At 60.6% G+C, this 22187-nt stretch carries 14 protein-coding genes; 4 read left to right on the forward strand and 10 right to left on the reverse strand.

Going from position 1 to position 22187, the window contains the following annotated elements:
• Positions 1-13 precede the first annotated feature (13 nt).
• From AB5Y54_RS11770 to AB5Y54_RS11795, 6 genes are read right to left on the reverse strand one after another with little or no spacing between them, the layout of a single operon-like run.
• Complete coding sequence (locus tag AB5Y54_RS11770) at positions 14-2104, reverse strand: motility associated factor glycosyltransferase family protein (RefSeq protein ID WP_270833901.1); 2091 nt, start codon at positions 2102-2104, stop codon at positions 14-16.
• A 4-nt stretch (positions 2105-2108) separates the two neighbouring features.
• Positions 2109-2432 (reverse strand): hypothetical protein, encoded by a 324-nt coding sequence (locus AB5Y54_RS11775; protein ID WP_270833899.1) that lies wholly within the window; start codon positions 2430-2432, stop codon positions 2109-2111.
• 2 nt (positions 2433-2434) lie between these two features.
• On the reverse strand, positions 2435-2851 hold the full coding sequence (gene fliS, locus AB5Y54_RS11780; protein WP_270833897.1) for a flagellar export chaperone FliS: 417 nt from the start codon (positions 2849-2851) through the stop codon (positions 2435-2437).
• Positions 2852-2898: 47 nt separating this feature from the next.
• Positions 2899-4311, reverse strand: a complete 1413-nt coding sequence (gene fliD / locus AB5Y54_RS11785; protein WP_270833896.1) for a flagellar filament capping protein FliD — start codon at positions 4309-4311, stop codon at positions 2899-2901.
• A 31-nt stretch (positions 4312-4342) separates the two neighbouring features.
• Positions 4343-4789, reverse strand: coding sequence for a flagellar protein FlaG (locus tag AB5Y54_RS11790; protein ID WP_368153849.1), 447 nt, complete (start codon positions 4787-4789; stop codon positions 4343-4345).
• A 39-nt stretch (positions 4790-4828) separates the two neighbouring features.
• Positions 4829-5749 (reverse strand): flagellin, encoded by a 921-nt coding sequence (locus AB5Y54_RS11795; RefSeq protein WP_280094424.1) that lies wholly within the window; start codon positions 5747-5749, stop codon positions 4829-4831.
• Between the two features lie 381 nt (positions 5750-6130).
• Between AB5Y54_RS11795 and AB5Y54_RS11800 the strand changes: the two genes are divergently transcribed.
• Both AB5Y54_RS11800 and AB5Y54_RS11805 read left to right on the forward strand, forming a co-directional pair.
• Positions 6131-6763: a trimeric intracellular cation channel family protein gene (locus AB5Y54_RS11800; protein WP_039038658.1), complete on the forward strand. Its 633-nt coding sequence runs from the start codon at positions 6131-6133 to the stop codon at positions 6761-6763.
• Positions 6764-6864: 101 nt separating this feature from the next.
• The gene (locus tag AB5Y54_RS11805) at positions 6865-7257 is read left to right on the forward strand and encodes a hypothetical protein (RefSeq protein WP_039038657.1); all 393 of its coding nucleotides are present in this window, start codon (positions 6865-6867) and stop codon (positions 7255-7257) included.
• Positions 7258-7332: 75 nt separating this feature from the next.
• Here the strand turns inward: AB5Y54_RS11805 and thiI are convergent, their stop codons facing one another.
• Positions 7333-8781: a tRNA uracil 4-sulfurtransferase ThiI gene (thiI, locus tag AB5Y54_RS11810; RefSeq protein ID WP_039038656.1), complete on the reverse strand. Its 1449-nt coding sequence runs from the start codon at positions 8779-8781 to the stop codon at positions 7333-7335.
• 164 nt (positions 8782-8945) lie between these two features.
• Here thiI and AB5Y54_RS11815 point away from each other — a divergent pair, with 164 nt between their 5' ends.
• Positions 8946-9905, forward strand: a complete 960-nt coding sequence (locus AB5Y54_RS11815) for a hypothetical protein (RefSeq protein WP_010674284.1) — start codon at positions 8946-8948, stop codon at positions 9903-9905.
• Positions 9906-9993: 88 nt separating this feature from the next.
• On the opposite strand, the gene pbpC is transcribed toward AB5Y54_RS11815, so the two are convergent.
• From pbpC to AB5Y54_RS11830, 3 genes are all read right to left on the reverse strand, one after another.
• On the reverse strand, positions 9994-12402 hold the full coding sequence (gene pbpC / locus AB5Y54_RS11820) for a penicillin-binding protein 1C (RefSeq protein WP_053288553.1): 2409 nt from the start codon (positions 12400-12402) through the stop codon (positions 9994-9996).
• The gene (locus AB5Y54_RS11825) at positions 12368-17212 is read right to left on the reverse strand and encodes an alpha-2-macroglobulin (RefSeq protein WP_368153853.1); all 4845 of its coding nucleotides are present in this window, start codon (positions 17210-17212) and stop codon (positions 12368-12370) included. The genes pbpC and AB5Y54_RS11825 overlap by 35 nt, the downstream gene beginning before the upstream one ends.
• Before the next feature lie 177 nt (positions 17213-17389).
• Positions 17390-19078: an FAD-dependent oxidoreductase gene (locus AB5Y54_RS11830; protein WP_053288554.1), complete on the reverse strand. Its 1689-nt coding sequence runs from the start codon at positions 19076-19078 to the stop codon at positions 17390-17392.
• A gap of 134 nt (positions 19079-19212) precedes the next feature.
• Between AB5Y54_RS11830 and AB5Y54_RS11835 the strand changes: the two genes are divergently transcribed.
• A complete protein-coding gene (locus AB5Y54_RS11835; RefSeq protein WP_053288555.1) occupies positions 19213-22152 on the forward strand; it encodes a GGDEF and EAL domain-containing protein in 2940 nt (979 codons plus the stop codon).
• Positions 22153-22187: the final 35 nt, after the last annotated feature.

Raw genomic sequence — 22187 nt, forward strand, 5'->3', positions numbered from 1 at the left:
GGCCGGGCGCACACTACTGCCGCAATTGCAGATGCGGCCCCTGAATAAAATCCATCCCGTGCTGGTAGTGACGTTTGAGCGTGGCAAAGAACGCCAGGATCTGCGGTACCTGCTCGCGCACGCCCTCCAGCGCCACTGTTTCATCCTCGATACGGTACACAAATACGCTCAACATCGCATACAAGGTATTCAAGGTACCGGTCAGCACATAGGCAATATGACGCTGCCGGCTATTATGAATGGTCTGCAAATATTCTGATTGACGTTGCAGCATGCGAATAAATTCATAACGCGTCGCGGGAATGGTCTGCCACTCCTGTTGCAATTTATCAATAAACCAATTGAAAAAAGGCTGGTCCATATATTCCTTGAGCTGAGCGGCGTCATAATTAACTTCGGTCGTCATCTGCTCATAAATATGCTGAATCAATGTCGCTTTATCAAATTCTGGCCACGCAGTGACGGGCACCTCGGTTAACGGCAACGGTGTGGTTCCCCGAATCATGGCGCCATCACTGCAATTATGACATTCTGCCCGCGGGAAATTAGACAGCAAGACTTCAATCATCATCAACGAGGCGGAAAATAAATTATTGCTGATGACCTCGCCACCGAAATTACCAGGAATGATTTTATCGCCAGAGGCCAGCACCATGGAGGCAAATTCAGGTTTCGGTTTTCCATCCTCACCATAATACATACTGTACGTGGAGTGATGGTGGCCATCGACTTTAAATCCGTTATCCAGGCCAATCAGGAATAGCTTATTAAAGCCAAGATGCAGTGGCATGCTGATACCGATATTACCCACTAATGGATTGGCATGGGTAATCGCCAGCAGCTGGTCGACCGGCTGTTTATTGGCCAGCAACAACGTCAGCATCGGCTCATCGGCTTTCATGGTTAACGCCATATTTTTAAATAAGCGTCGGCACTGCGGGTGCACCACGTCGGTACTTAAAAACAGGACTTTTTCCAGATAGTCTGCCGGAATATTTTCCAACGAGCGCGGCACCACATCTACGCGTTCAGTAGCCACATAAATATCGGCCACTATACCGGCCCGATACAGGGATCCCAGTGCGGTACCACAAGCCAGAATAATCGCGTTACGCTGGTGCTGACGAATAAACGCCATCGCATCCTCATCCAGCGACGGGCCATTGGCAACCACCAGCACCGGCGTCGAGGCCAGGCCAGCTGGCAGGCTTGCGCCTTGGCGGATAAAGCGAATCCCGGCGCTGAGATTATTCAGGCTGTGAGACAAGGAAAAAAGGTTGTCATCAAAAAAGCCCCAGCCCATGCCCAGCTGATAAAAATCACGGATCACTGTTGCTTTAAGACTATTTAACGTCGGTGAATCATAATGCGAGAAATAAAAGCAGTTGGCGCACAGAAAGGTATTATTGCGCTCAGTGGAAATGGCGGCTCTAAGATCGACCATCACGTCGGCTTCTGTCTGGCCGACGAACAGATGCAACCCCATATTTTCCTGTTCCAGGTAACCGAGCAGTGAAGCCCAGTCAAAACAAAATAGCGAGGCGTAGAAAATATCTGCATCCGGCTCAAACACAAACAGATTGGCAACCTGGCATCTTTCATATAAATACGCAAGCTGATAACCCAATCCCAGTCCAAACATCATAGCCAACGGTATGGAATTCGGAATACCCTGAATCAGTTTATGTGTTTGATAGAATGCTTGATGTGTGGTCGTCAGTTTATTGAAAAACACAATATGCTCTTGCCCGAAAGGATCATATTCTTGATTCCGTTCAAACTGCATAATAGGGGTAGAACTGAGGGTGTTGGTGATCTGCTGTTGACAATCAGCAAACGGACTTTGGCCATAAAAGGCGTTCCCGTTATCTTTCCAGCGAACATTTGGCTCGCCATTTTCCGTACAGAAGAATTCAAGCTCGCGAGAAACCTTATAATTTTCAAACTTGTGAAAGATTGATGGAATCAGTCGTTCAAAAGCCTGCATATTTGCACTGAATTGCAGGGGTAAAACCTCCTGCATGGCTTTTTCTTGTTCGGCTAATGTCTTTATTTCTTCAAGCTTTTTTTCAAATTCGCCTAGTTCATTTATCCAGTCAGGCATATCATCACCGATTTTTTTTATATAATTGTGTTGCCTTGTTTCTCGCGGCAAACATTTTTAACTCATCAGCTAAGTTCGTATGCTGCTTAGTTAACTCACCCAGCCACTGCTCATGTTGGCATTTTATTTCCATGCAGAGGTTTCTGATATACTCCTTCTGCTCTGCCGACATATCCTTAACCTCGGTTAACTGATGCAGTATCTCATCACGCCGCGTCATCAGGTCAGCTGCCACCGCGAAATCACGCTCGGCAATAGACGTAACCAGACACGGCATCTGATTTTCCAGTTCTTCAATCAATTGCTGAGTCGTTACCGGATCCCTCATTGCTACACCTTGGCCTGTTGTTGCGCAAACGCCTTTTGCTTCTCAGTTTCCGGAATATTATCCCAGGCTGACTTGATAGTTATGATCAGGTTGGCCACTTCATCGATGGGCTCACACACCATGTTGCGGCTGGCATCCATCAGCCGCTCCTTCATGTAGTCATAGAGGGCATAGAGATCCTGCGGGATCTGGCCAAACGACAGATCCAGCGAATCCTGCAACCCATTCAGGATCGCCATCGCCTTGGAGATGGATGCCGACTTGGCGGCATAATCCCGACGCTCGATCGCGCCCTTGCTCTGCGCCAGCCGCTCCAGCAGCCCCTGCATCAGCATCTGGATAATGCGGTGCGGATCGGCAACCGCCATCTCCGCATCGAGACTGGTCGTTTTATATGCCTTCAGATTACGGTTGTACATGCACGGTCCTCTACATCAACAACACTCGGCGTTGAGAACAGAATAACTTAAGACGTACTCAGCAAGCTCAAATACGAGGCTGAGCTTTGCATCTGCGCCAACAGGGTATCGAGACTACCATATTGCGCCCGCAAGTTGGCTTCATACTTTTCAAGTTGATCGGCGGCGGTCGCCTCGCGAGTACTGAGATCCCGCAGGTCCGAGTTCAGCTGATCCTGACGCTGCGAGATCAGGCCCCCGGTCTTGGTGTACTCCTTGAGCGAGGTTTGCAGTTTGCCGGCAACCCCATTCTCGCCACTGAACAGCGCAACGACCTGTTCGTAGTTGTCATCCAGGGCATCATCAAACTTGTCGGAGTCGACGGACAGCTTGCCGTCGTTATCCATCTTGATACCAAGCTGGAAGATGCTGTTGATACCCGTCATCTCGCTGTTCGGCTCCATGACGGTATTGGCCATCAGGGTACGAATCGAACGCGGCATCGAGTCCCCGGCCAAGGCCCCGCCATCGTCCTGGCTCTCGCCGCCGACAATGGTATTGCGTTTACCCAATTCGGTCGTCTTGTCAATCAGGGTGTTGTAGGCGTCAACAAACTCCTGAACCAGCCCCTTGATAGCACTCTTGTCGGTGGTGATATCTACCTTGTTCGACTTGAGGTTGCCATCACTATCCTTGTCGGAAACGCGCAATACCGTGATGTCCAGCCCCTGCACCTTATCTTCGAAGGTATTGGTATCACTGGTCAGAATATTGCCATCGACGTCAATTTCGGCATTCGTCGATTGCTGGGTGCGCGACATGCTCGAGCCACTGACTGCCGTGGCACTGCTGGTGTCGGCCTCAAACATCTTCAGCTCCGTGGTACTACCACTGATCTTCAGGTCATTGCCTGCACCGGTCACGCCGGAGTCAATCACCAGCTTGGCCTTACCATCCGAGGTATTGACGATGTTGGCGGTCAGACCAAAGTTATCCGACGCATTGTTGATGCGTTTTCGGACCTGCTGCAGCGTGTCACCCTTTTTGACATCGACAGTGAATTCATTACCGTCACCCGCCGTCAACGTCAATGTGCCGTCTTCAGTAATCAATGACTCGGTAGAGCTATCGAAAACCCCTTCCACCTTGCTGGTGGTCGCCAATTTGTTGACGGTGACATTGTACTGACCATTCGAAGCATCGGTGTTGGAGCTAATTTTCAGAATCGGGTCATCGGTATCTTGAGTGATATTGATAGCCCGCTTGTTAAAAGCGCCCGCCGTTGAGAGCTTGGCTAACGTGGTATCGAACGTCGAAATGGCAGACTTAAGCTGACCGACACCGGTCAGCGTAATCTGCGTATTGGTTTTCTTGGTGGTTATAGGTTGCTGAAGCTGGGCCTTCTTGGCCGCCACACTCGCTGAAATAACACTCTCCAGATCCAATCCCGAACCTGCACCGGCTGATGTTATCGTTGCCATCTTCTTTCACCTCCTGAGGTCAGCTCTACCGTCAGGCCTTACGATCGAAAAGCAGCCCCTGCAATCCGCTGGCGCCAATCTCTCCTTCCCGCAATGCCTTGATCCGTTTGCTGATCGTCACTAACTCTTCACTTGGAATCTGACGTATGGTCTTCTGGGTATCGCTGTCGACAACCTTGATGATGGTTTGCTCAAGATCATCGTCAACCCGGAAACTCACCGCCCATCCCTTCGCATCACTAATCTCTTGCAAGTCTTGGGCCTGTTTTTCCATTTCATGCCGCTCAGACTCTTTCTTCTGGATCGCATCCTCCGCTTCAGCGGACTGGACTGTCTGGCTGGTTTGGGCTTTTTCCACGTCAGCCTTACTCACAAGGGCCTCGGTAGAATGAGCTTGAGCGGCCTTTCGGCCGCTCATATCACCTGACACCACAGAAGAAGTTACGGCAGACGAAGGATTGATCATGTCATTTGCCATTTTCCCTTCCCTCCTTTAGTCAGGACTCATCTCAGCTTGTTAGCCCAACAGGGACAGTGCAGCCTGCGGACGTTGGTTGGCCTGAGCCAGAACAGAAGAAGCTGCTTGTTGCAGGATGTTCTGCTTGGTCATGTTGGCCGTCTCAGTAGCAAAGTCAGCATCCCGGATACGGGAACGAGCGGCACTGACGTTTTCAGAGATGTTGGCTTGGTTACGAACCGTAGAGTCCAGACGGTTTTGCACCGCACCGAGATCCGCACGCTTGGAGTCAACGACCTTGATCAGGCTGTCAATGTTCTTCAGTACCGTCTGGGCATTATCCATGGTGGTAATACTGCTGATCTTGGACCAAGTTAACGAACCAGCACCAGAAGTTGTTGTTTCTTTAAAAGCTGATGTTGTCGCATCCCATTTTACTTCCGTATATGACGAGGCCTTACCAGCTAATCCACCTACGCCAAAACTGTTTGAACTCAGGTTAACATTGATGGCTTGACCCGCATCGGCACCGACCTGGAACTTGAAGTAGTTGCTAGAAGAACCGTTCAGCAGGTTTTGACCACCGAAGGTGGTGTCCTTGGCGATACGGTCAATTTCGCTGGACAGCTGGGCGTATTCAGATTGCAGTGCGGCACGGTCGCTGGAGGAGTTACTACCGTTAGCGGATTGTTGCGCCAGGGTGCGCATGCGCTGCAGCATGCTGGTGGTTTCATCCAGAGCACCTTCAGCGGTTTGAGCCAGAGAGATACCGTCGTTCGCGTTACGGTTACCCTGATCCAACCCGTTGATTTGAGAAGTCAAACGGTTGGAGATTTGCAGACCCGCGGCATCATCTTTGGCGCTGTTGATGCGCAGGCCAGAGGCCAGACGGGTGTAGGAGGTATCCAGGGATTTGGTGCTGTTCATCATGTTACGCTGAGCGTTGAGCGATGAAACGTTGGTATTGATATACAGACTCATGATTTTTCTCCTAAGCTATTAAAATTTAACTTTAATTCACTCAGGCTTTATTGTGTTTTGTGCCTGATATGTTTAGTTAACGGCGCCTTTTCACAAGACTTTAATTTCTTTTTTCTGCCTTTCTGGCAGTAATCGCCGCCTAACCTATATATCGGCCTCTATTCCTCACCCTTGAGAAAAAAATCGGGATTTTTTGTCACCTGACAGCCCACCCCCCGGCCATTGTGGCCACAGCCCGCATCAGACAAGGCGGGAGCGTGATCTTCACCCAGCCTTCAGAAACCGGCGCTGGCTCCCACTTTTGCACGCCAGCATTGCTCATCCCCACACCTTGCCCCTAAAATCGCCGCCCCATCATCTATTGGACGTGAGTTGTTCTCCATGCAGACACTGGTTGAGCAGATTGTTTACATCAGCGACATGTTTGGTACTGCGGTATTCGCGTTTTCGGGCGTACTGGTGGCCGGCCGTCTCAGGATGGATGGTTTCGGTGTCATGGTGCTGGCGGCGGTCACCGCCATCGGGGGTGGCACCATCCGCGACATGATCCTGGGGGCAACCCCCGTCTTCTGGGTGCGCGACCCCCTCTATATCTGGGTGGTCATTGCCACGGCGCTCATCGGCATGTGGATGGTCAAACTGCCCCGTCGCATGCCCTGGTATGTGCTGCCGGTGGCAGACGCCTTCGGGTTGGCGCTCTTTACCGTGATCGGTGCCCAGAAGGCCCTCAATTTCGGTACACCCGGGCTCATTGCGGTGATCATGGGCACCATGACGGGGGTTGCGGGCGGCATGATCCGTGACGTGCTGGCCCGGGAGGTGCCCATGGTGCTGCAAAAGGAGATCTACGCCACCGCCTGCATTCTGGGCGGCATCCTCTATACCCTGTCGCTGGAGGTCGGGGTAGACAGGGTCAGCGCCATGCTCATCAGCATGCTCGGGGTGTTTGGTCTGCGGGTGGCGGCCATCTACTGGCACCTCTCCCTGCCCACCTTCTCGCTGCAGCGCAACTGAGAAGCCTCAGAGTGGGCGAGATCCCATCCCGGCAGGGACAAGATTGAACCAAGCCGGCTTTTCTGTTGTCATACAGGGGTCGTTTCAAGCCGGAAAACCTCATGCAAAAACTTGGGCTCATTACCACGCTTGTTCTGATGATGGTGGCAGCGGCTCATGCGGGGGCACAGGCCCTGTTCGGGCGTCTGGCATCCACCCCGGTGCAGCAGTTCAACCAGCAGATCCGTCAGGCGAGCAGCAGTCAGCAAGGCTGGGTCAACGACTATCGCGAAGTGGCTCGCCGCTTCGTCGGCCATAAAGATGTACCCACCCGTATCCATGCTCAACAGCTGGACAACGATCTGGTGCTCTCGGTGGCCCTTGATGGCCAGCGTAGCGACATGCTCTACATCCTGACCCTGTTTCGCAGCAACAACCTGTGGCAGATGCGTCAGGCCGAGATGGGCTGGCGCTGTCAGGGTCAGGAAACCTTCACCCCGGTCCCCTGCCCCTGAGCATCTACCTTCATCCGAGTGAAATAAAAAATCCGGCGCCTTGGCCGGATTTTTTATACGCGTCTTGCCGTCACATCACGGACGGTAGACCTTGACGTTGGCAAAGCCCTTCTCTTTCAGGTAAAGCGCCTGCAGCTTGCTCATCACGCCGCGATCGCAATAGAGCAGGTAGGTCTTCTCTTTCGGCAGATCACCAAAGGCGGTGGCCAGCTTGAAGAAGGGGATATGCATGATCTCGCGCCCTTCCACCACCAGCGGCTTGTCGTCATGCTCCTCCATGGAGCGAATGTCCAGGATCACCTCGTCGTCACCGCTCTCGGCGGTGGTCTCCACCTCCTGCACCTCGGCGGCGGTCTCTTCACCGATGCGACGAATGTCGAGGTAACGGGCCTCGGCCACCACCTTGTCCAGAATGGCAAAGTCGAAGTTCTCCTCTTCCGCCTCGATGCGGGAGAGCTCGGCCTTCACGGTCGGCTTCTTGGAAATCACGCCGCAATACTCCGGCATGGTCTCCGCGAACTCCAGGGTGCCGATGCGGCGGGCTTCGCTGATGATGTCCGGCTTGTCCCAGGTGATGAGCGGGCGCAGGATCACCTTGTCGGTCACCCGGTCGATGACGTTCAGATTGGTGAGGGTCTGGCTGGAAACCTGGCCAACGCACTCGCCGGTCACCAGGGCCGGGATCTGGAACTCGTCGGCCACCTTGGCAGCGGCACGCATCATCATCCGCTTGAGCACCACCCCCATCTGGCCGTTGTCGATCTTCTCGAGGATCTCGGCCACCACCGGCTCGAAGTCCACCGCGGTGAAGCGCACCCGGTGGGAGGAGCCGAAACGGTTCCACAGGTGATAGGCCACCTGCTTGACGCCAATCTCGTGAGCCGCCCCACCCAGATTGAAGAAGCAGTAGTGCACCCGGCAGCCGCGCTTGATGAACTGGAAGGAGGCGACACCCGAGTCAAACCCGCCGGAGAGCAAGCTCAGCACATCTTCCTGGGTGGCGATGGGCATGCCGCTCAGCCCCTGGTGGATGGCGCTGACGATGAAAAGCTCCTCGCCATCGATCTCGAGGTTGATCTTCACATCCGGGTTCTTGAGGCGCACACCGTTGCTCACGCAGTGCTGGTTCAGACCGCCGCCCACGTAGCGTTCAATCTCCAGAGAGGAGAATTCGTGCTTGCCGTGGCGCTTGGCACGCACGCAGAAGGTCTTGCCCTCGAGCTGATCACCCCAGACAGCTTTCACCTGCTCGAAGATGTCGTGGAGATCGGTAAACTTGCTGGCCTGCACCTCGAGGAAGGCCTGAATGCCGGGGATGCAGGCCAGGGCTTCGATGGCCTGCTCGCGGAACTGGTCATTGCGGGAGCTCACGATCAGCTTGTCCCAATCCATCCGCACCCGGGCATCGTCGTCAAAGCGGCGCAGGACATTGCGGATATTGCCCTGCAGGATCTTGATAAAGCGCTGGCGAACCGACTTGCTCTTGATGGTGATTTCAGGGAACAGCTTGATAATGAACTTCATGGTAATGACTCGGGTGGCCTTGATTTAAGGGCGCGAATTATATCAGAACTTTGTGACCAGCGCCTACTGCATGAGCGGCCGCTCACATTCCCCTACGCAAAGTTTGCCGCATCCGGGCAATCATGCGTATATTCCCACCCCTGCATCCTGGCAACACAGCATTCATGAAAACCCATATCTACTACCCCGGCATGGAGGTACGCGACGAGCTCTGGCTCAAGTTTGCCCTGCTCTATCTGGAGCGGCTCGCCTTCGTCTTCACCGTCAGTGAGAAGAGCGGTCTCACCGCCCTGCTGGAGACCCTGCGCCAGCAAACCGACCTGCTGGCCGAGCCGCCACAACCCGCCTTCTTCGCCCATATCACGCCCCAGGTCGAGAGCCAGATTGCCGGCCTGGTCGCCCCCGACTTCGTGCGTCACAAGGTGTTTGGCAACAGGGAGCTCATCGCCCGCTGGCGTTCAGCCCCCAACCACGACTGCTTCTGCCCGGCTCAGGCGGGACTGGAGCGACTGCACGGGTTTTGTCTGACCCACGGCTTTGCGACGCAGGATGAAGGGGGGATCAGAATGGCGCGCCGCTTTGCCAACCTGCTCTCCATGCGCCTCGCCCGTGAGTGGGCACTCGCCAATGACGGCGCCCTCATCACGGATCACGACTATCTGGATCGGCTGCTCCACCTGCTCGAATCCCGCTACCACAACCGGGGCGGTCAGGATTGCTTCCACCTCGAGATCCCGCTGCAAGTGCCCACTCACCTGGCCGACATCCCGTTTGCAGAGCTCATTGCCCTGCGGGGGCGAAGCGGCTTTCGTCAGCAGCTCGCCGAGTTCCATCAGGCCCTCGATGCCCTGCTCGCCATGCTGGGCAGCGGCTACGCCGAACCCGCCGTGTTGACCCGCTTCGAGCAGGCCCAGCAGGGGTTCACACCCTTGCTGGGACCCGAGACCGTCACCCTGCCGCTCACCACGCTCGTCAGTACTGGCTTACCGGCCATGGCGATGATCCACCACCTCAAGGAGAGTCACCCACAGAGCGACCTGGTATTTCATCCCATCAAGAAGAGCCACTTCCACCAGCGCAAGAGCCGGCATTTCTTCACCCGGCTGGGGCAGGTCAAGCCCTGACTCCCCGCCTCTGCCGGGGAATCGACAATCAACTGACGGCATCGGGACCATCCCCGATGCCGTCAATATTCTGGCGCTCACCACGCCCTCAGGAGGGGTTTTCCAGCCGAAACTCGATGCGATCGCTGTTTCCCGCCTCATCCACCACCACCAGCTGATAGCGGCCCGCCTTGCTCACTACTTGATCCCCGTCCCAGCGCAGCCGCTGCCCGTTGAGAAACCAGGCCGGCTTGCCGACACCGCCGAGCACCTTGGGCTGCAGCCGATAGCGCTGGCTGCGGATAAGGTTGCCCTCCCCCAGCGCCAGGATGCGGATGGGGGCCTGCTGCTCGGCGCTCTGTCCCTCCCCCGCGCAGCCCCTGGCAAGCAGCGCCTGACGCCGCTCGCCCGGTGAGCGCCATGGCTCCAGCGACAGCGGCCAGAGCGCTCTAAAAGCGGATTGTGCCGCATCGTGGCAGCGGGTCAGCGTCGGCTTGCCCGCGGCGGTCAGTGCAACCTGGCGCAGCGGCGAGGGCCAATCCATGGGATCCGGCAAGGTGGGAGGGTCGCGCCCTTCCAGCAGCCAGGCGCTCTGATGCTGCAAACAGGCCTCTGGCAGGGTCGCGCTCGTCTTGCGCCCCAGCGGCCAGCAAACTTCGGCCTCGCTCACCGTGTTGGGTTGTGCCGGCAGGGGGCTGTTGTCCGAGAGCCGCGAATAGACAGAGAGCAGCAGCGGCACTGCCGCGCTCTGTCCATAAAAGCCGGGCATGGGGGTGCCATCGGGGCGCCCCAGCCAGACGCCGATGGTCCAGCGACCGGAGACCCCCATGGCCCAGCTGTCGCGATAGCCATAGCTGGTGCCGGTCTTCCAGGCCAGTCGGTTGGCCCGGCCGGTCGCCTCGCTGGCAAAGGGTTGGTCCGCACGTCCCTGGGCGCTCAATATCTGCCAGATGATCCAGGCGGCCCCCGGGCTCAGCAAAGGGCGCGACACCGCCTGCTGCCCCGCCAGCCAGACCGGCATCGCCACCTGCCCCTGCCGGGTCAGTGCGCTGTAGAGCGCCACCAGCTGCTCAAGCCGAATGCCCGCCGCCCCGAGCGCAATGGCCGGGTTGGGTTTGTCTACGAGCGCCAGTCTCACCCCGGCGTTGTCGAGACGGCTGACCAGCTTGTCTGCCCCAAGCGCCTCCAGCACCTGCACCGCCGGCACGTTGAGGGATTGCTGCAGCGCCTGGGCCAGCGTCACCGGTCCCTGAAAGGCACCGGAGAAGTTGGCGGGTCTATAGTCCGAGCCCAGCCTCGGCGCATCGGAGAGCAGGGAGGCCGAGTGCACCAACCCCTCGTCCATGGCCAGACCGTAGATGAAGGGCTTGAGGGTGGAGCCGGGAGAGCGGATCGCCTGCACCATGTCGAGGTAACCGTGGCGACGCAGATTGCCATACTCGGCGCTGCCCACATAGGCGCGCACCGCCATGGTTCTGTTGTCTACCAGGAGCAACGCCGCTGAGGTCTGCTCGGGGAAGCGACGGATATAGCTCGCCACCCGCCCTTCCAACCAACGCTGCAGATCGCCGTCGATGGTGGTATGCACCAAGGCCCCGGCCTGATGGTCGGCGGCGAGGCGGGCAAACAGCGGCGCCTCCATCGGCGTGAAGTGACCGCGGGCCAGCACAGGCTCGATACGCCCCTCCAGCCACACCTGTTCGGGCCAAACGCCCTGTGCCACCAGCCGCTGCATCACCTTGTCACGGGCGGTGCGGGCCCGCTCGGGATGCCGGTCCGGCCGGTTCCGGCTGGGAGCCTGCGGCAGCACCGCCAAGAGCGCAGCCTCGGCATAGGTCAGCTTGGCTGCACTCTTGCCGAGATAGGCAAAACTTGCGGCCTGCACCCCCTCCAGATTGCCGCCAAACGGTGCCCGGTTGAGGTAGACGGTAAGCAAGGTGCGCTTGTCATAGTGCCACTCCAGCTGCAGCGCACGCGCCATCTGGCGCAGCTTGCCGGGCACGCTCCTGTGGTAGGGCTCGATAAGACGCGCCACCTGCATGGTGAGGGTCGAGCCGCCCGACACGGCCCGCCCATAGCGCAGCCACTGACCGATGCCGCGCACCATGGCCACCGGATTGACCCCGGGATGACGCCAGAAGTAGCGATCCTCGTAGCCGAGCAATGCCTCGATATAGCGGGGGGAGACCTGCTCCAGGGTCACGGGGTAACGCCACACGCCGCTGGTATCGGCAAAGGCGCGCAGCGGTCGCCCCTTCATGTCGAGCACCACCCGCGCGTAGGCTGGATCGAGTGGCGGCGGCGGAAATAGTCGATCCAGCGCCAGCAATGACAGGAGCAGTGCTACAACGCCCAGCACCGAGTAGCGCAGCCAGCGTGGCAGACGGCCAATCCGGTGGCGGCAAATGCGGCCACCGTGACACAGTCGCAGCCAGCCGCGCCGCCAGAAAGTGAGCGGGCGAACCCGCTCAAGGGAGGGTTTGTTACTCAGAGATACGCACCTCGTGGATATCCTCACCCACAGCCCGGATCTCGGGTCGGTACATATCCTCCACCTGGGTCGGCGGCACCAGATAGCGACCCGGCGTCACCGCCCGCATCAGGTAGACCAGTTGCTGGTTGCTCCCGGCACTCAGATCCAGCGCCGCCGTGTAGCGGTCATCGCGAAACTCCTGATGCTTGAGGTAGTCATTCCACTCGCTCTGCCACGCAGGTTTCCCCTCGATGGAGAGCTCTTCCAGCTTGATGCTGTTGCCAAGGGCCGGATTCTCCAGCTCGAAGCCGGCGGGCACCATCTCCACCAGCAGGGCATCGGGCACCGCCGATTCACTGCTGACGTTGAGTCGCACCACCACCAGATCGCCCACCTTCACCTTGGTCGGGTCAAAACGCTGACCGTCGCTGTTGAACCAGCTGCGGGTCACGCTCATTCCCTTGCTGATCCGTGCCGGCGCCTGCTCGGGGTAACCGACCAGGGTGCGCTGCACATAGAGGGATCCCTTGCCCTCATTGGTAACCACACTGGCCGCCAGTGCCTCGGGGGTGCCCTGCTGCAGCGGAGCCGAACCGCTCAGGGATCCACTGCCAAGAGAGGAGGTCACCCTGGCCTGCCAGTCGACGGCCGGATCGACGCGGGCGAGTCGCAGCAGAGCGAGCCGCTCCTGAGTGCTGAGCCACTGACGATGGGCCAGGGTATCGGCCACCTTGGCACTGAGGGCCGGCCAGCGCTCCGCAGCCAGCTTGTGCTGGCGCAACAACGAAAGCTCAAGGGCTTCATCGCGCAGCGGCGAGCCGTAATCCCCGAGATAATCGTCCCCGCGCTCGGTCGCCAGTGCCCGGCTGAGGGCCTTGGCGGCGTTCTGCTCATCCCCCATGGCCGAGAGGGCCAGGGAGAGGTGCAAGAGCGGCAAACCCGAGCGGGCGTGATCGGCCTGCTGCTCCCAGACAAGGCGCAGGGTAGCGAGCGGCGCCTTGCCCACCCGGGCCAGCACATAGGCACTGTAAGCCTGATAGGCAAGACGGCTGTGCTCGGGGGCACTGCTCCAGCGCTCGCCATACTGGCTGTCGGTAAGATAGCTTTGCAGCCGATTCAGCGCCTGATTGAGCATGGCCTCCGGCACGGCGTCGCCGGCCTCCTTGCGCGCCAGCAGGTAGTCGGCGGCATAGGCGGTGAGCCACTGCTCCTCGTCGGAGCGGCCATCCCACAGGCCAAAACCGCCGCTTGGCAGTTGCAACCGCTGCAGCCGCTGCAGCAGGGTGCGCTGCACGTCCGCCTCGCTCGCCGCTTTCTTGCCCTCGATGGGTTTGCTCCAGGCGATGCGCTCATCCGCCGTGGTCAACAAGTAAGGCCAGGCACGGGACAAGGTCTGCTCCAGACAGGCGTAGGGGTAGTCGGCCAGCGCCTGCCACTGGGCTGCCGGATCCCAGGGCGGGGTGCCGGAGAGACTGAGCAGCCCCTGCAGGTTGGCGCGATCCAGCCCGGCCAGCTCAGCTGGCGCAAAGCTCATCTGCTGGCTGGGAGCCAGCATCTGGTAGCGCTGGCGAGTCTCGGCCGGCCAGGGAGAGCGTAGCGGCAGAGTCCAGTCGCGGCTGATGACAAAATCCTTGCCGCTGGCCGCCAACTGTAGGCTTGCCACACCGCTTGCCCCAGTCACGGTGAGCGGCAGGGTCAGCCACTGCTCCTCGCCGTTTTTCAGGGCAAGGGTGGGGGGCAGCTCGCCGTTTGCTTTCAGCCCGCCGTTGAGGGTCCAGGCAAGGGAGAGGATCTGATCCTCGCCACTCATGTTGCGCAGCTGCACCAGCGCCCGGGTCTCATCCCCTCTGGCGCCAAAGCGCGGCCAGCCAATCTCGGCCACCAAGGGCGCCACCACCTTGACGGCACGCTCGGCCTCACCGACTTGCTGTTCGTTCCAGGCCAGCGCCATCAGCGCCAGCTCGCCATTGAAGTTGGGCAGTTCGAGCGGGATCACCGCCTTGCCCTGCTGGTCAAAACTCACCTCGCCACTCCAGAGCGCAGCGATCTCGACCCGGCTCTCCAGCGCGCCGCCCTTTTTCAGCGGCGCACGGTCGCCCCCATAGTTGAGGCGGGCCAGCTTGCCATCTTGCGGCGGGATCACTTGCCCGTAGTTGTCGAACAAATCTTGGGCGAAGCGCTTGCGGCCAAAGAAGATCTCGAACGGGTCGAGGGGCTGGTAGTCGCTGATGTTGAGCACGCCCCGATCCACCGCCGCCAGCACCACCCGCCCCTGACTGTTGGGGGTGGAGGTGGCGGTCACTGCCAGTCGGGTGAGCGGCACCGCTTTATCCGGCGCGCTCAGGGTAAGCGGCAGACGACGCGCTTCCCGATCCAGGGTGAGCGGCACCAGACCGACCGAACGCAGGCTCTGCCCCTGCTGCTTGCCGACCGGTTTGGAGGCACTGTCTGGCGCGGCGATCTGGGCCGAGATATGCAGATCATGGCGCTGCCACTCGGGGCTGACCGGGATCTCGAACTCGCCGCGGGCATCCTTGGCATCGTTGCCGGCCCCCTTGAGCTCGATGCGCTGCCACCAGCGCAGGCCGTCGCCATCTTCCACCAGCAGCAACCCCTTGCCGGGGCGCGGGGCCACCAGGGTCACTTTGGCCTTGTCACCCGCCTGATAGGCGCGCTTGTCGAGGGTGATGGCGATCTTGTCAGGCCGTGCCTGCTCGCCACCGCCGCCCCAGGCGTAACTGCCTATTTCCACCCGCAGGCTCGATTGATGGCCCTGACTGTTCTCCACCTCCAATCGATACCAGCCCGCCGCCAGTGGCAGCGTGAGCGGGGTCGGCCCCTTGCCATCCAGCTGCAGGGTCTGCTCCTGCTCCAGATAGGGCTGGCTGTTGAACTCATACTTCCACCCCTCCCCATCGGCGTAGTGCCAGTAGTAGTCGCGGTACTCGTTGATAAGGCGCACTTTCACCACCCCCGCCACCGGCTGGCCCTTGTCATCGAGGTTGAGGATCTGGAAGGGGAGCGGCTTGCCCCCTTCCACCCGATCCGCCACGAAGTCGGCCTTGAGCGCCGGCCACTGGCTGCCCGCGGGCCAGCCATACTGGATGCGGCTGCGATTGACGGCGCGGCCACCGGGCTCGGAGAGCGACACCCGATAAGCCACCTCCAGCGGCCCGAGCGCGCGCACATTATCGAGCTCATCAGCTAACGAAAAAGTCCCCTGCCCCTGCACATCCAGGGTGAGATTCAGCGGCTCGAGATCCCTGGTCTGCTCGGCGAGCAGCACGTCACCCAGAGTGAACTCCTGCCACTGGGTAAAGGGCATGGTGGCGCGGCTTAACTTCACCTCCGCCTTCGCCTTGGTGGCACTGGCTGGTGCGCCGTAGAGATAGTCCCCTTGCAGCGGCAGGGTGAGGGCGGCGTCCAGACTCGTCACTTCCCCATCCGGCCCCTTGCCAAGCTGCAGTTTCAGCCGCTCCGGCAGAAACTCCTCCACCAGGAAAGGCCACTCGAAACGGCTGCCGGCGGCAGTCTTGAGGTTGATGGTCCAGCGCCCCAGCGGCGCATCATCCGGCAGACGCAGGCCGTAGTGGGCCGCGCCAAGATTGTCCGGTAGCAGGCGCTTTTGTTCGAGCAGCTGGCCGTCCGGCTGTTTCACCTCCAGCTCCACCGCCATGCCAGGAAGCAGCTGGCCATCCTGCCCTTTTAGCAGGATCTCGCTGTCGAGCCGCTCGCCGGGGCGATAGAGATCGCGTCCGCTGAACAGATAGAGCTGCTGGGCCTGCCAGGGCTGGGTGCCGAGCTCGAAGGTGGAGAGATCGAGGGCCGCGCCATCGAGGCGCAGCACCGCCAGATGCTTGCCCTGCTCGGCCAGCAGCAGGCGAGCCCCCTGCACCTGATCGAAGCGGCGATGACCTTGGGGGTCGGTGGTTTGCACCTGCAGCCGGTTGCCCTTCTGGTCGAGCAGGGAGAGCTGCACATCCTTGAGGGGGTCGGCGCTGGCCAGGGAGCTGACGAACACCTCCAGCTCATCGCGGTAACGGCGGGCACTGAGCCCCATGTCGCTCACCGCAAAGTAGGTGGTCTCCTTGCGCCAGTCGTAGTTGCCAAGGGGCGACATCACCGCAAAGTAGACGCCGGCCTCCGCCAGCTGCGGCTCCTTCACATTGATGAGGCGGGTCTCGCGCCGGTTGGCATCGAGCTCCAGCGCATAGCGGCCGCTGAACACCCGCTTGGCCCGCTTGGTGATCTGCTCAAGCTCCCAGTTGCCCATGCCGGCACCGGGGCGATACTCGGCCAGGAAACGGGGCAGATACTCCGCATCGACCCGGAAGAAGTCGATATTGACCTCGTCCACATTGACCGCGCTGATGGGCAGGCGCAGCTCGTCGCGCAGCGGCAATACCATGCCGCTCGCGGTAAAGGAGGCCCCCGCCTCCAGCGGCCGGGTCTTGAGGGTCCAGCGCTGGGGGGATGGGCCCAGCCCAGCCTTGAGGCTCACCTCGTAGCGTTTGTCGGGTTGCACGTTCGGGAAATAGAGGGTGCGGCCATCGTCGGCGAGGATCCACTCCCCCTGCACCTGCTTGCCCCCTTCACTCACAGAAAGCCAGCTCTGCCAGTTTGCCTTGGGCGCCAATGGGCCGGAGAAGACCAGCGCCAGCGCCGGGGCATCCCGATACTGGCGGGCATTGGCCTGCACCACGGAGGCGGGCGCCCCCGCCTCCTGCCGGGCCATCGGGTCAGTCGTCGGCTCCTGGCTGACAGGCTTGTCGGGGCCGCAACCAGCCAGCAGCAGCGCCGCCAGCCAGGCCACACGGGGAAGACGAGTCACGGGGCAGGAGAGAGAGAGGTGCATGGTGTTCATCCCGGGTTGGATCGCCGCAGCGCAGGAGCCAATAGAATAAAGCGTCACTCCCGGGAACACCAACTGCCATGTCGGGCGGCATCGGCCCCTGATGAAGAAACGGGCCACTCACTGGAGTGGCCCGTTTGCATACAGAGTGATCAATCGGGCCATTTCAGCCTGGAGGATCTACTCGGCGATCACCGTCTGCCAGGTCTTGAAACCGCCGGAGAGGTTCTTGACCCGAAAACCGTGCTGGCTCAGCAGGCGGCAGGCCACGTGACCCCGCAGTCCCACCTGGCAGCTGATGAGCAGCTCTTTATCCTTGGGCAACTCATCAAGACGGCTGCGCAGCTCGTCCAGAGGAATGTGCAGCGCCCCCGGAATGCGCCCCAGCTTGTCAAGTTCGGGGCCGTTTCGCACATCCACCACCTGCTGATGGGGGTGGCGAGCCTGCACCTCGGCTGCGTGGCAGAGCAGGGTGTCCCCCTTCAGGTGGTTGCTCGCCACGAACCCGGCCATGTTGATCACATCCTTGGCCGAGCCAAAGGGCGGCGCATAGGTGAGCTCCAGATCCTGCAGATCAAACACGGTGAGACCGGCGCGCTGGGCCACCGCCAGCACGTCGATGCGCTTGTCGATGCCATCCTTACCGATGGCCTGGGCGCCGTAAATCTTGCCATCGGGGGCAAACAGCAGCTTGAGGCTGACCGGGTGGGCGCCGGGATAATAGCCGGCGTGGCTGCCCGGGTGGACATAGACCTTCTCGAACGGCAATCCCAACTGCACCAGCCGCTTCTCATTGAGGCCGGTGCTGGCCACCGCCAGATCGAACAGCTTGCAGATGGCGGTTCCTTGCGTCTTCTTGTAGGTTTCGCTTCGCCCCAGCATGTTGTCGGCGGCAATGCGTCCCTGGCGGTTGGCGGGGCCCGCCAGCGGGATCAGCACGGACTCGCCGGTGACGAAGTCGGTCTCCTCCACCGCGTCCCCCACCGCGAAGATGAAGGGATCCGAGGTACGCATCCCGGCATCCACTTTGATGCCGCCCCGCGGTCCCAGCACCAGCCCCGCCTTGGCGGCGAGCAGGGTCTCGGGCTTGACGCCGATGGCGAGGATCAACAGGCCGGTGTCGAGATGAGAGCCGTCGCTCAGGGTCAGGCGCAGTCCACCCCGTTGGGCGGTCGCCACGGCGGCGGTCTTCTCGGCAGGCACCTCCAGGCTCTCGATGGCAGCGAGGCCGGTGCGCAGGCGCAGATCGATGCCCTCCTCCCGGATACGGGCATGGAGCAGGTTGGCCATCTCTTTATCCACCGGCGCCATCACCTGATCGGAGAGCTCAAGCAGGGTGACATCCAGCTTGCGCTGGTGCAGCGCCTCCATCATCTCCAGCCCGATGAAACCGCCCCCCACCACGGTGACGTGGCGGGGCTTGTCGTGCGCCAGCGCCGCCAGGATGCGATCCATGTCGGGAATGCTCCGCAGGGTGTGTACCCCCGGGCTGTCGATGCCGGGGAAGGGAGGCCGGATGGGGGCAGCGCCCGGGCTCAGCAGCAGCACATCGTAGGCTTCGCGCCGCTCTTCGCCGGTCAGCAGGTTGCGCACCAGCAGGCTCTTGCCGGCCCTGTCTATCTCGATGACGTCGTGAAACACCCGCACATCCACGTTGAACCGGCGCTTGAAGCTCTGCGGTGTCTGCAGCAGCAGGGCATCCCGATCCGGGATATCCCCCCCGATGTGATAAGGCAGACCGCAGTTGGCGAAACTCACGAACTCGCCCCGCTCGAACATCACGATCTCCGCCTCTTCGCTCAAACGGCGGGCACGGGCGGCGGCGGACGCTCCCCCGGCCACACCACCCACAATCAGGATCCGTTTCATCTGCAAGACTCCACTCAACAGGAAATGACCAATAAATTAGACTTATCTAATTTAGAATTCAATGAAATTTTGTTTGCCACGGATTTGCAGTATTCTTGCCCTCCGACAATTGCTCAACAGGATAGTGTCAGTTCATGTCGTCTACCGCGCTCAGCCATCTTCCGACCGCCAGCCAGGCGCCCCTGTTCTTCCGCCTGGATACCCGTAGTCAACGGCTGGTCGCCCTGACCGATGTGATGCAGACGCCGCTCCACTGGCTCGACGAGCCCCGCAGTGCCTGGCCGGCCCAATTGCCGGACGCCCTGCGCCAGCCCATCGAGCAGCGGCTGGCCAGCGGCAAGGGGGGCAAGCTGGTGCTGCGCTTTGACGCCCTCCTCTGGCACATTTCCCTCTCCCACGAGCAGGACGCCTTCTGGCTCATCTGCCTGCAGACCCAGTCCCAGGAGAGCGCCGCCAGCCTGTCCCTGCAACTGCCGCGCCTGAGCCAGATGGCCAGCCAGCTGCAGTATGACGCCATGCTGGAGAGCCTCAAGGAGTGCCTGGGGGCCGATCGCCTGATCCTCTGGCACTACCAGGCCCATGGCGCCCTTGGCGGCGAACAGCTGACCCCGGTGTTCACCCTGGGGGTGGACGCGCTCGGTGCCATTCGCGGAGACAGCCGTTACATCCGGGCCCTGCGCGCCCGGGGCGCCCTGAGTTTCTCGGAGGCGGCCCACCAGCCCATGCTGAGCCAGCACTACTATCTGGCCGATGCCAATGTCTGCTCCCGCCTGGACGGCGCCTTGCTGGAGCAGGAGAAGCTCATCGGCGTGCTCAGCCTGGAGTATGCCGAGAGCACCCTCATCAGCGATGACACCCTGCAACTGGTGCGTCATTGCGCCCGCTTGCTCGGCCACTGGCAGCCGGACCCCGTGGCGACCGACGCCCCGGACCTCGCGCCCCCACCCGGGCTTGCCAACCTGACCGGCAACGATTACTGCCGCGCCCTGCTGCGCTGGGCCATGGGCCTGAGCGGTGCCCACAGGGGCTGGATCGGCGAGTTTCAGCCTCGCGGTCAGGATCTCTGGCTCATTCCCCGCTGCGTGGTGGAGGGGGATGCCTTCGCCGTCGTCAAACCCATGCCCATGGACATCGGCCCGGGCCGGGAGATCTTCCAGCACGGGCAGAGTCTCTACGTGGAAGATCTGGCCCTGCGCTATCCCCAGTCCAGCCTGCTGCTGGCCCTCGACGCCAAGGCCTATGTCGGCATCCCCTTCCCGGGGCCAAACGGTCTCCCCCTGGGGCAGCTCACCCTGCTGCTCGCCACCCCCCTGGCCGATCCCGCGCCCCTGCTGGACGTCCTCTACGAACAGCGCGAGCGGGCCGCCAGCGAGTTGCAGCGCCTGGCCAATGACGATGCCCTGCGCCTGGCCGAAGTGGCCTTCAACACCCACGACGGCCTGCTGGTGATGGATCACGGGGGCATCATCCTCAAGGTCAATGCCTCCTTCAGCCGCATCACCGGCTTTGCCAGCGAGGAGATGCTGGGCCTGCACATCGACGCCCTGAGGCCCACCTACTATGGCGACACCCTCAAGGAGGAGGTGATCGCGGCGGTCAACCGGCAGGGATACTGGCTCGGGGAGGAACAATGCCTGCACAGGGAGGGACACCTCTTCCCGGTGCGGCTCATGGTGAGCGGGGTCAAGGACGAGGAGGAGGAGATCAGCCACTTCGTCTGCAGCTTCCACGACATCACCCAGGAGAAGGAGACCGCCCGCCACATCGAGCGCCTCGCCTACTACGACGACCTGTGCGATCTCTACAACAGGCGCAGCCTGACCGACATCATGCAGCGCACCCTGCAGGCCCCGAGTGGTCAGTGGGGGGCCCTGCTGCTGCTGGATCTGGACAACTTCAAATCCATCAACGACTCCCTCGGTCACGCCTGCGGCGATCTGCTGCTCCAGGCCGTGGTGGTGCGACTCAAGTCCCTGCCCCAGGAGAACCTGGTGCTCGCCCGCACCTCGGGTGACGAATTTGCCCTGCTCTTCACGGCACTGGGCCAGGGCTATATCACCGCCAAGATCCTGGCGGAGCACTTTGCCCGGGAGCTGATGGGGATCTTCCGTGCCCCCTTCGACATCGGCGATCACAAGCTGCACTGCAGCGCCTCCGTGGGGATCAGCCTGTTCAGCGATGACGACAAGGATCACCTTGTCCTGATGCAGCAGGCCGATACCGCCGTCCACATGGCCAAGCGCGCGGGCCAGGGCAACCATATCTTCTTCAGTGAAGCCATGGCGGAAAAAGAGAAGAGCAAGCTTTCTCTCAACAACCAGCTGCGCGATGCCCTGCGCAACAACGAGCTGGTGCTGCACTACCAGCCCCAATACCGGGTCGACAACGGCACGCTCTCGGGCATAGAGGCGCTGCTGCGCTGGCAGAAGGCCGACGGCACCATGGTGCCACCCGGGGAGTTCATCCCCATCGCCGAGGAGACCACCCTGATCCAGGAGATAGGCTACTGGGTGATGAAGACCGCCTGCGCCCAGTACAGCTTCTGGCTCAACAACGGTCTCGCCATCCCCCATCTGTCGGTCAACGTCAGCGCCCGCCAGTTCCACACCGCCGGTTTCGTGCAGCAGGTGGAGTACATACTGCGGGACACCGGGGTGCCCCCGTCGCGCCTGTTGCTGGAGATCACCGAGTCCGTGGTGCTGGAAAACCGGCTGGAGAGTATCGCCAGGATCCGCCAGCTCAAGGCCCTCGGCCTGCTCATCTCCATCGACGACTTCGGCACGGGTTACTCCTCCCTGGCCTATCTGCGGGATCTGCCCGCCGACGAAGTGAAGCTCGACAGAAGCTTCATCCAGACCCTGGTCCACAGCGAACAGGACAAGGCCATCGTCAAGGCCATCCTGGATCTCGCCCGGGTGTTTCGTTTCACCGTCACCGCCGAAGGAGTGGAGGAAGAGGAGCAGCTCGCCGTGCTCAAGGCCTTGGGATGCCAGCATTATCAAGGCTTCCTCACCAGTCGGCCGCTCCCCGTCAAGGCACTGGAGAGCCTGCTGGGTGCCACCCCTGCGGGCTAAACTGGTAGGATTTATAGGGCTTTCTGTCATAAAAT

This window comes from Aeromonas sp. s9, assembly GCF_040907765.1.
GTDB lineage: Bacteria > Pseudomonadota > Gammaproteobacteria > Enterobacterales > Aeromonadaceae > Aeromonas > Aeromonas caviae.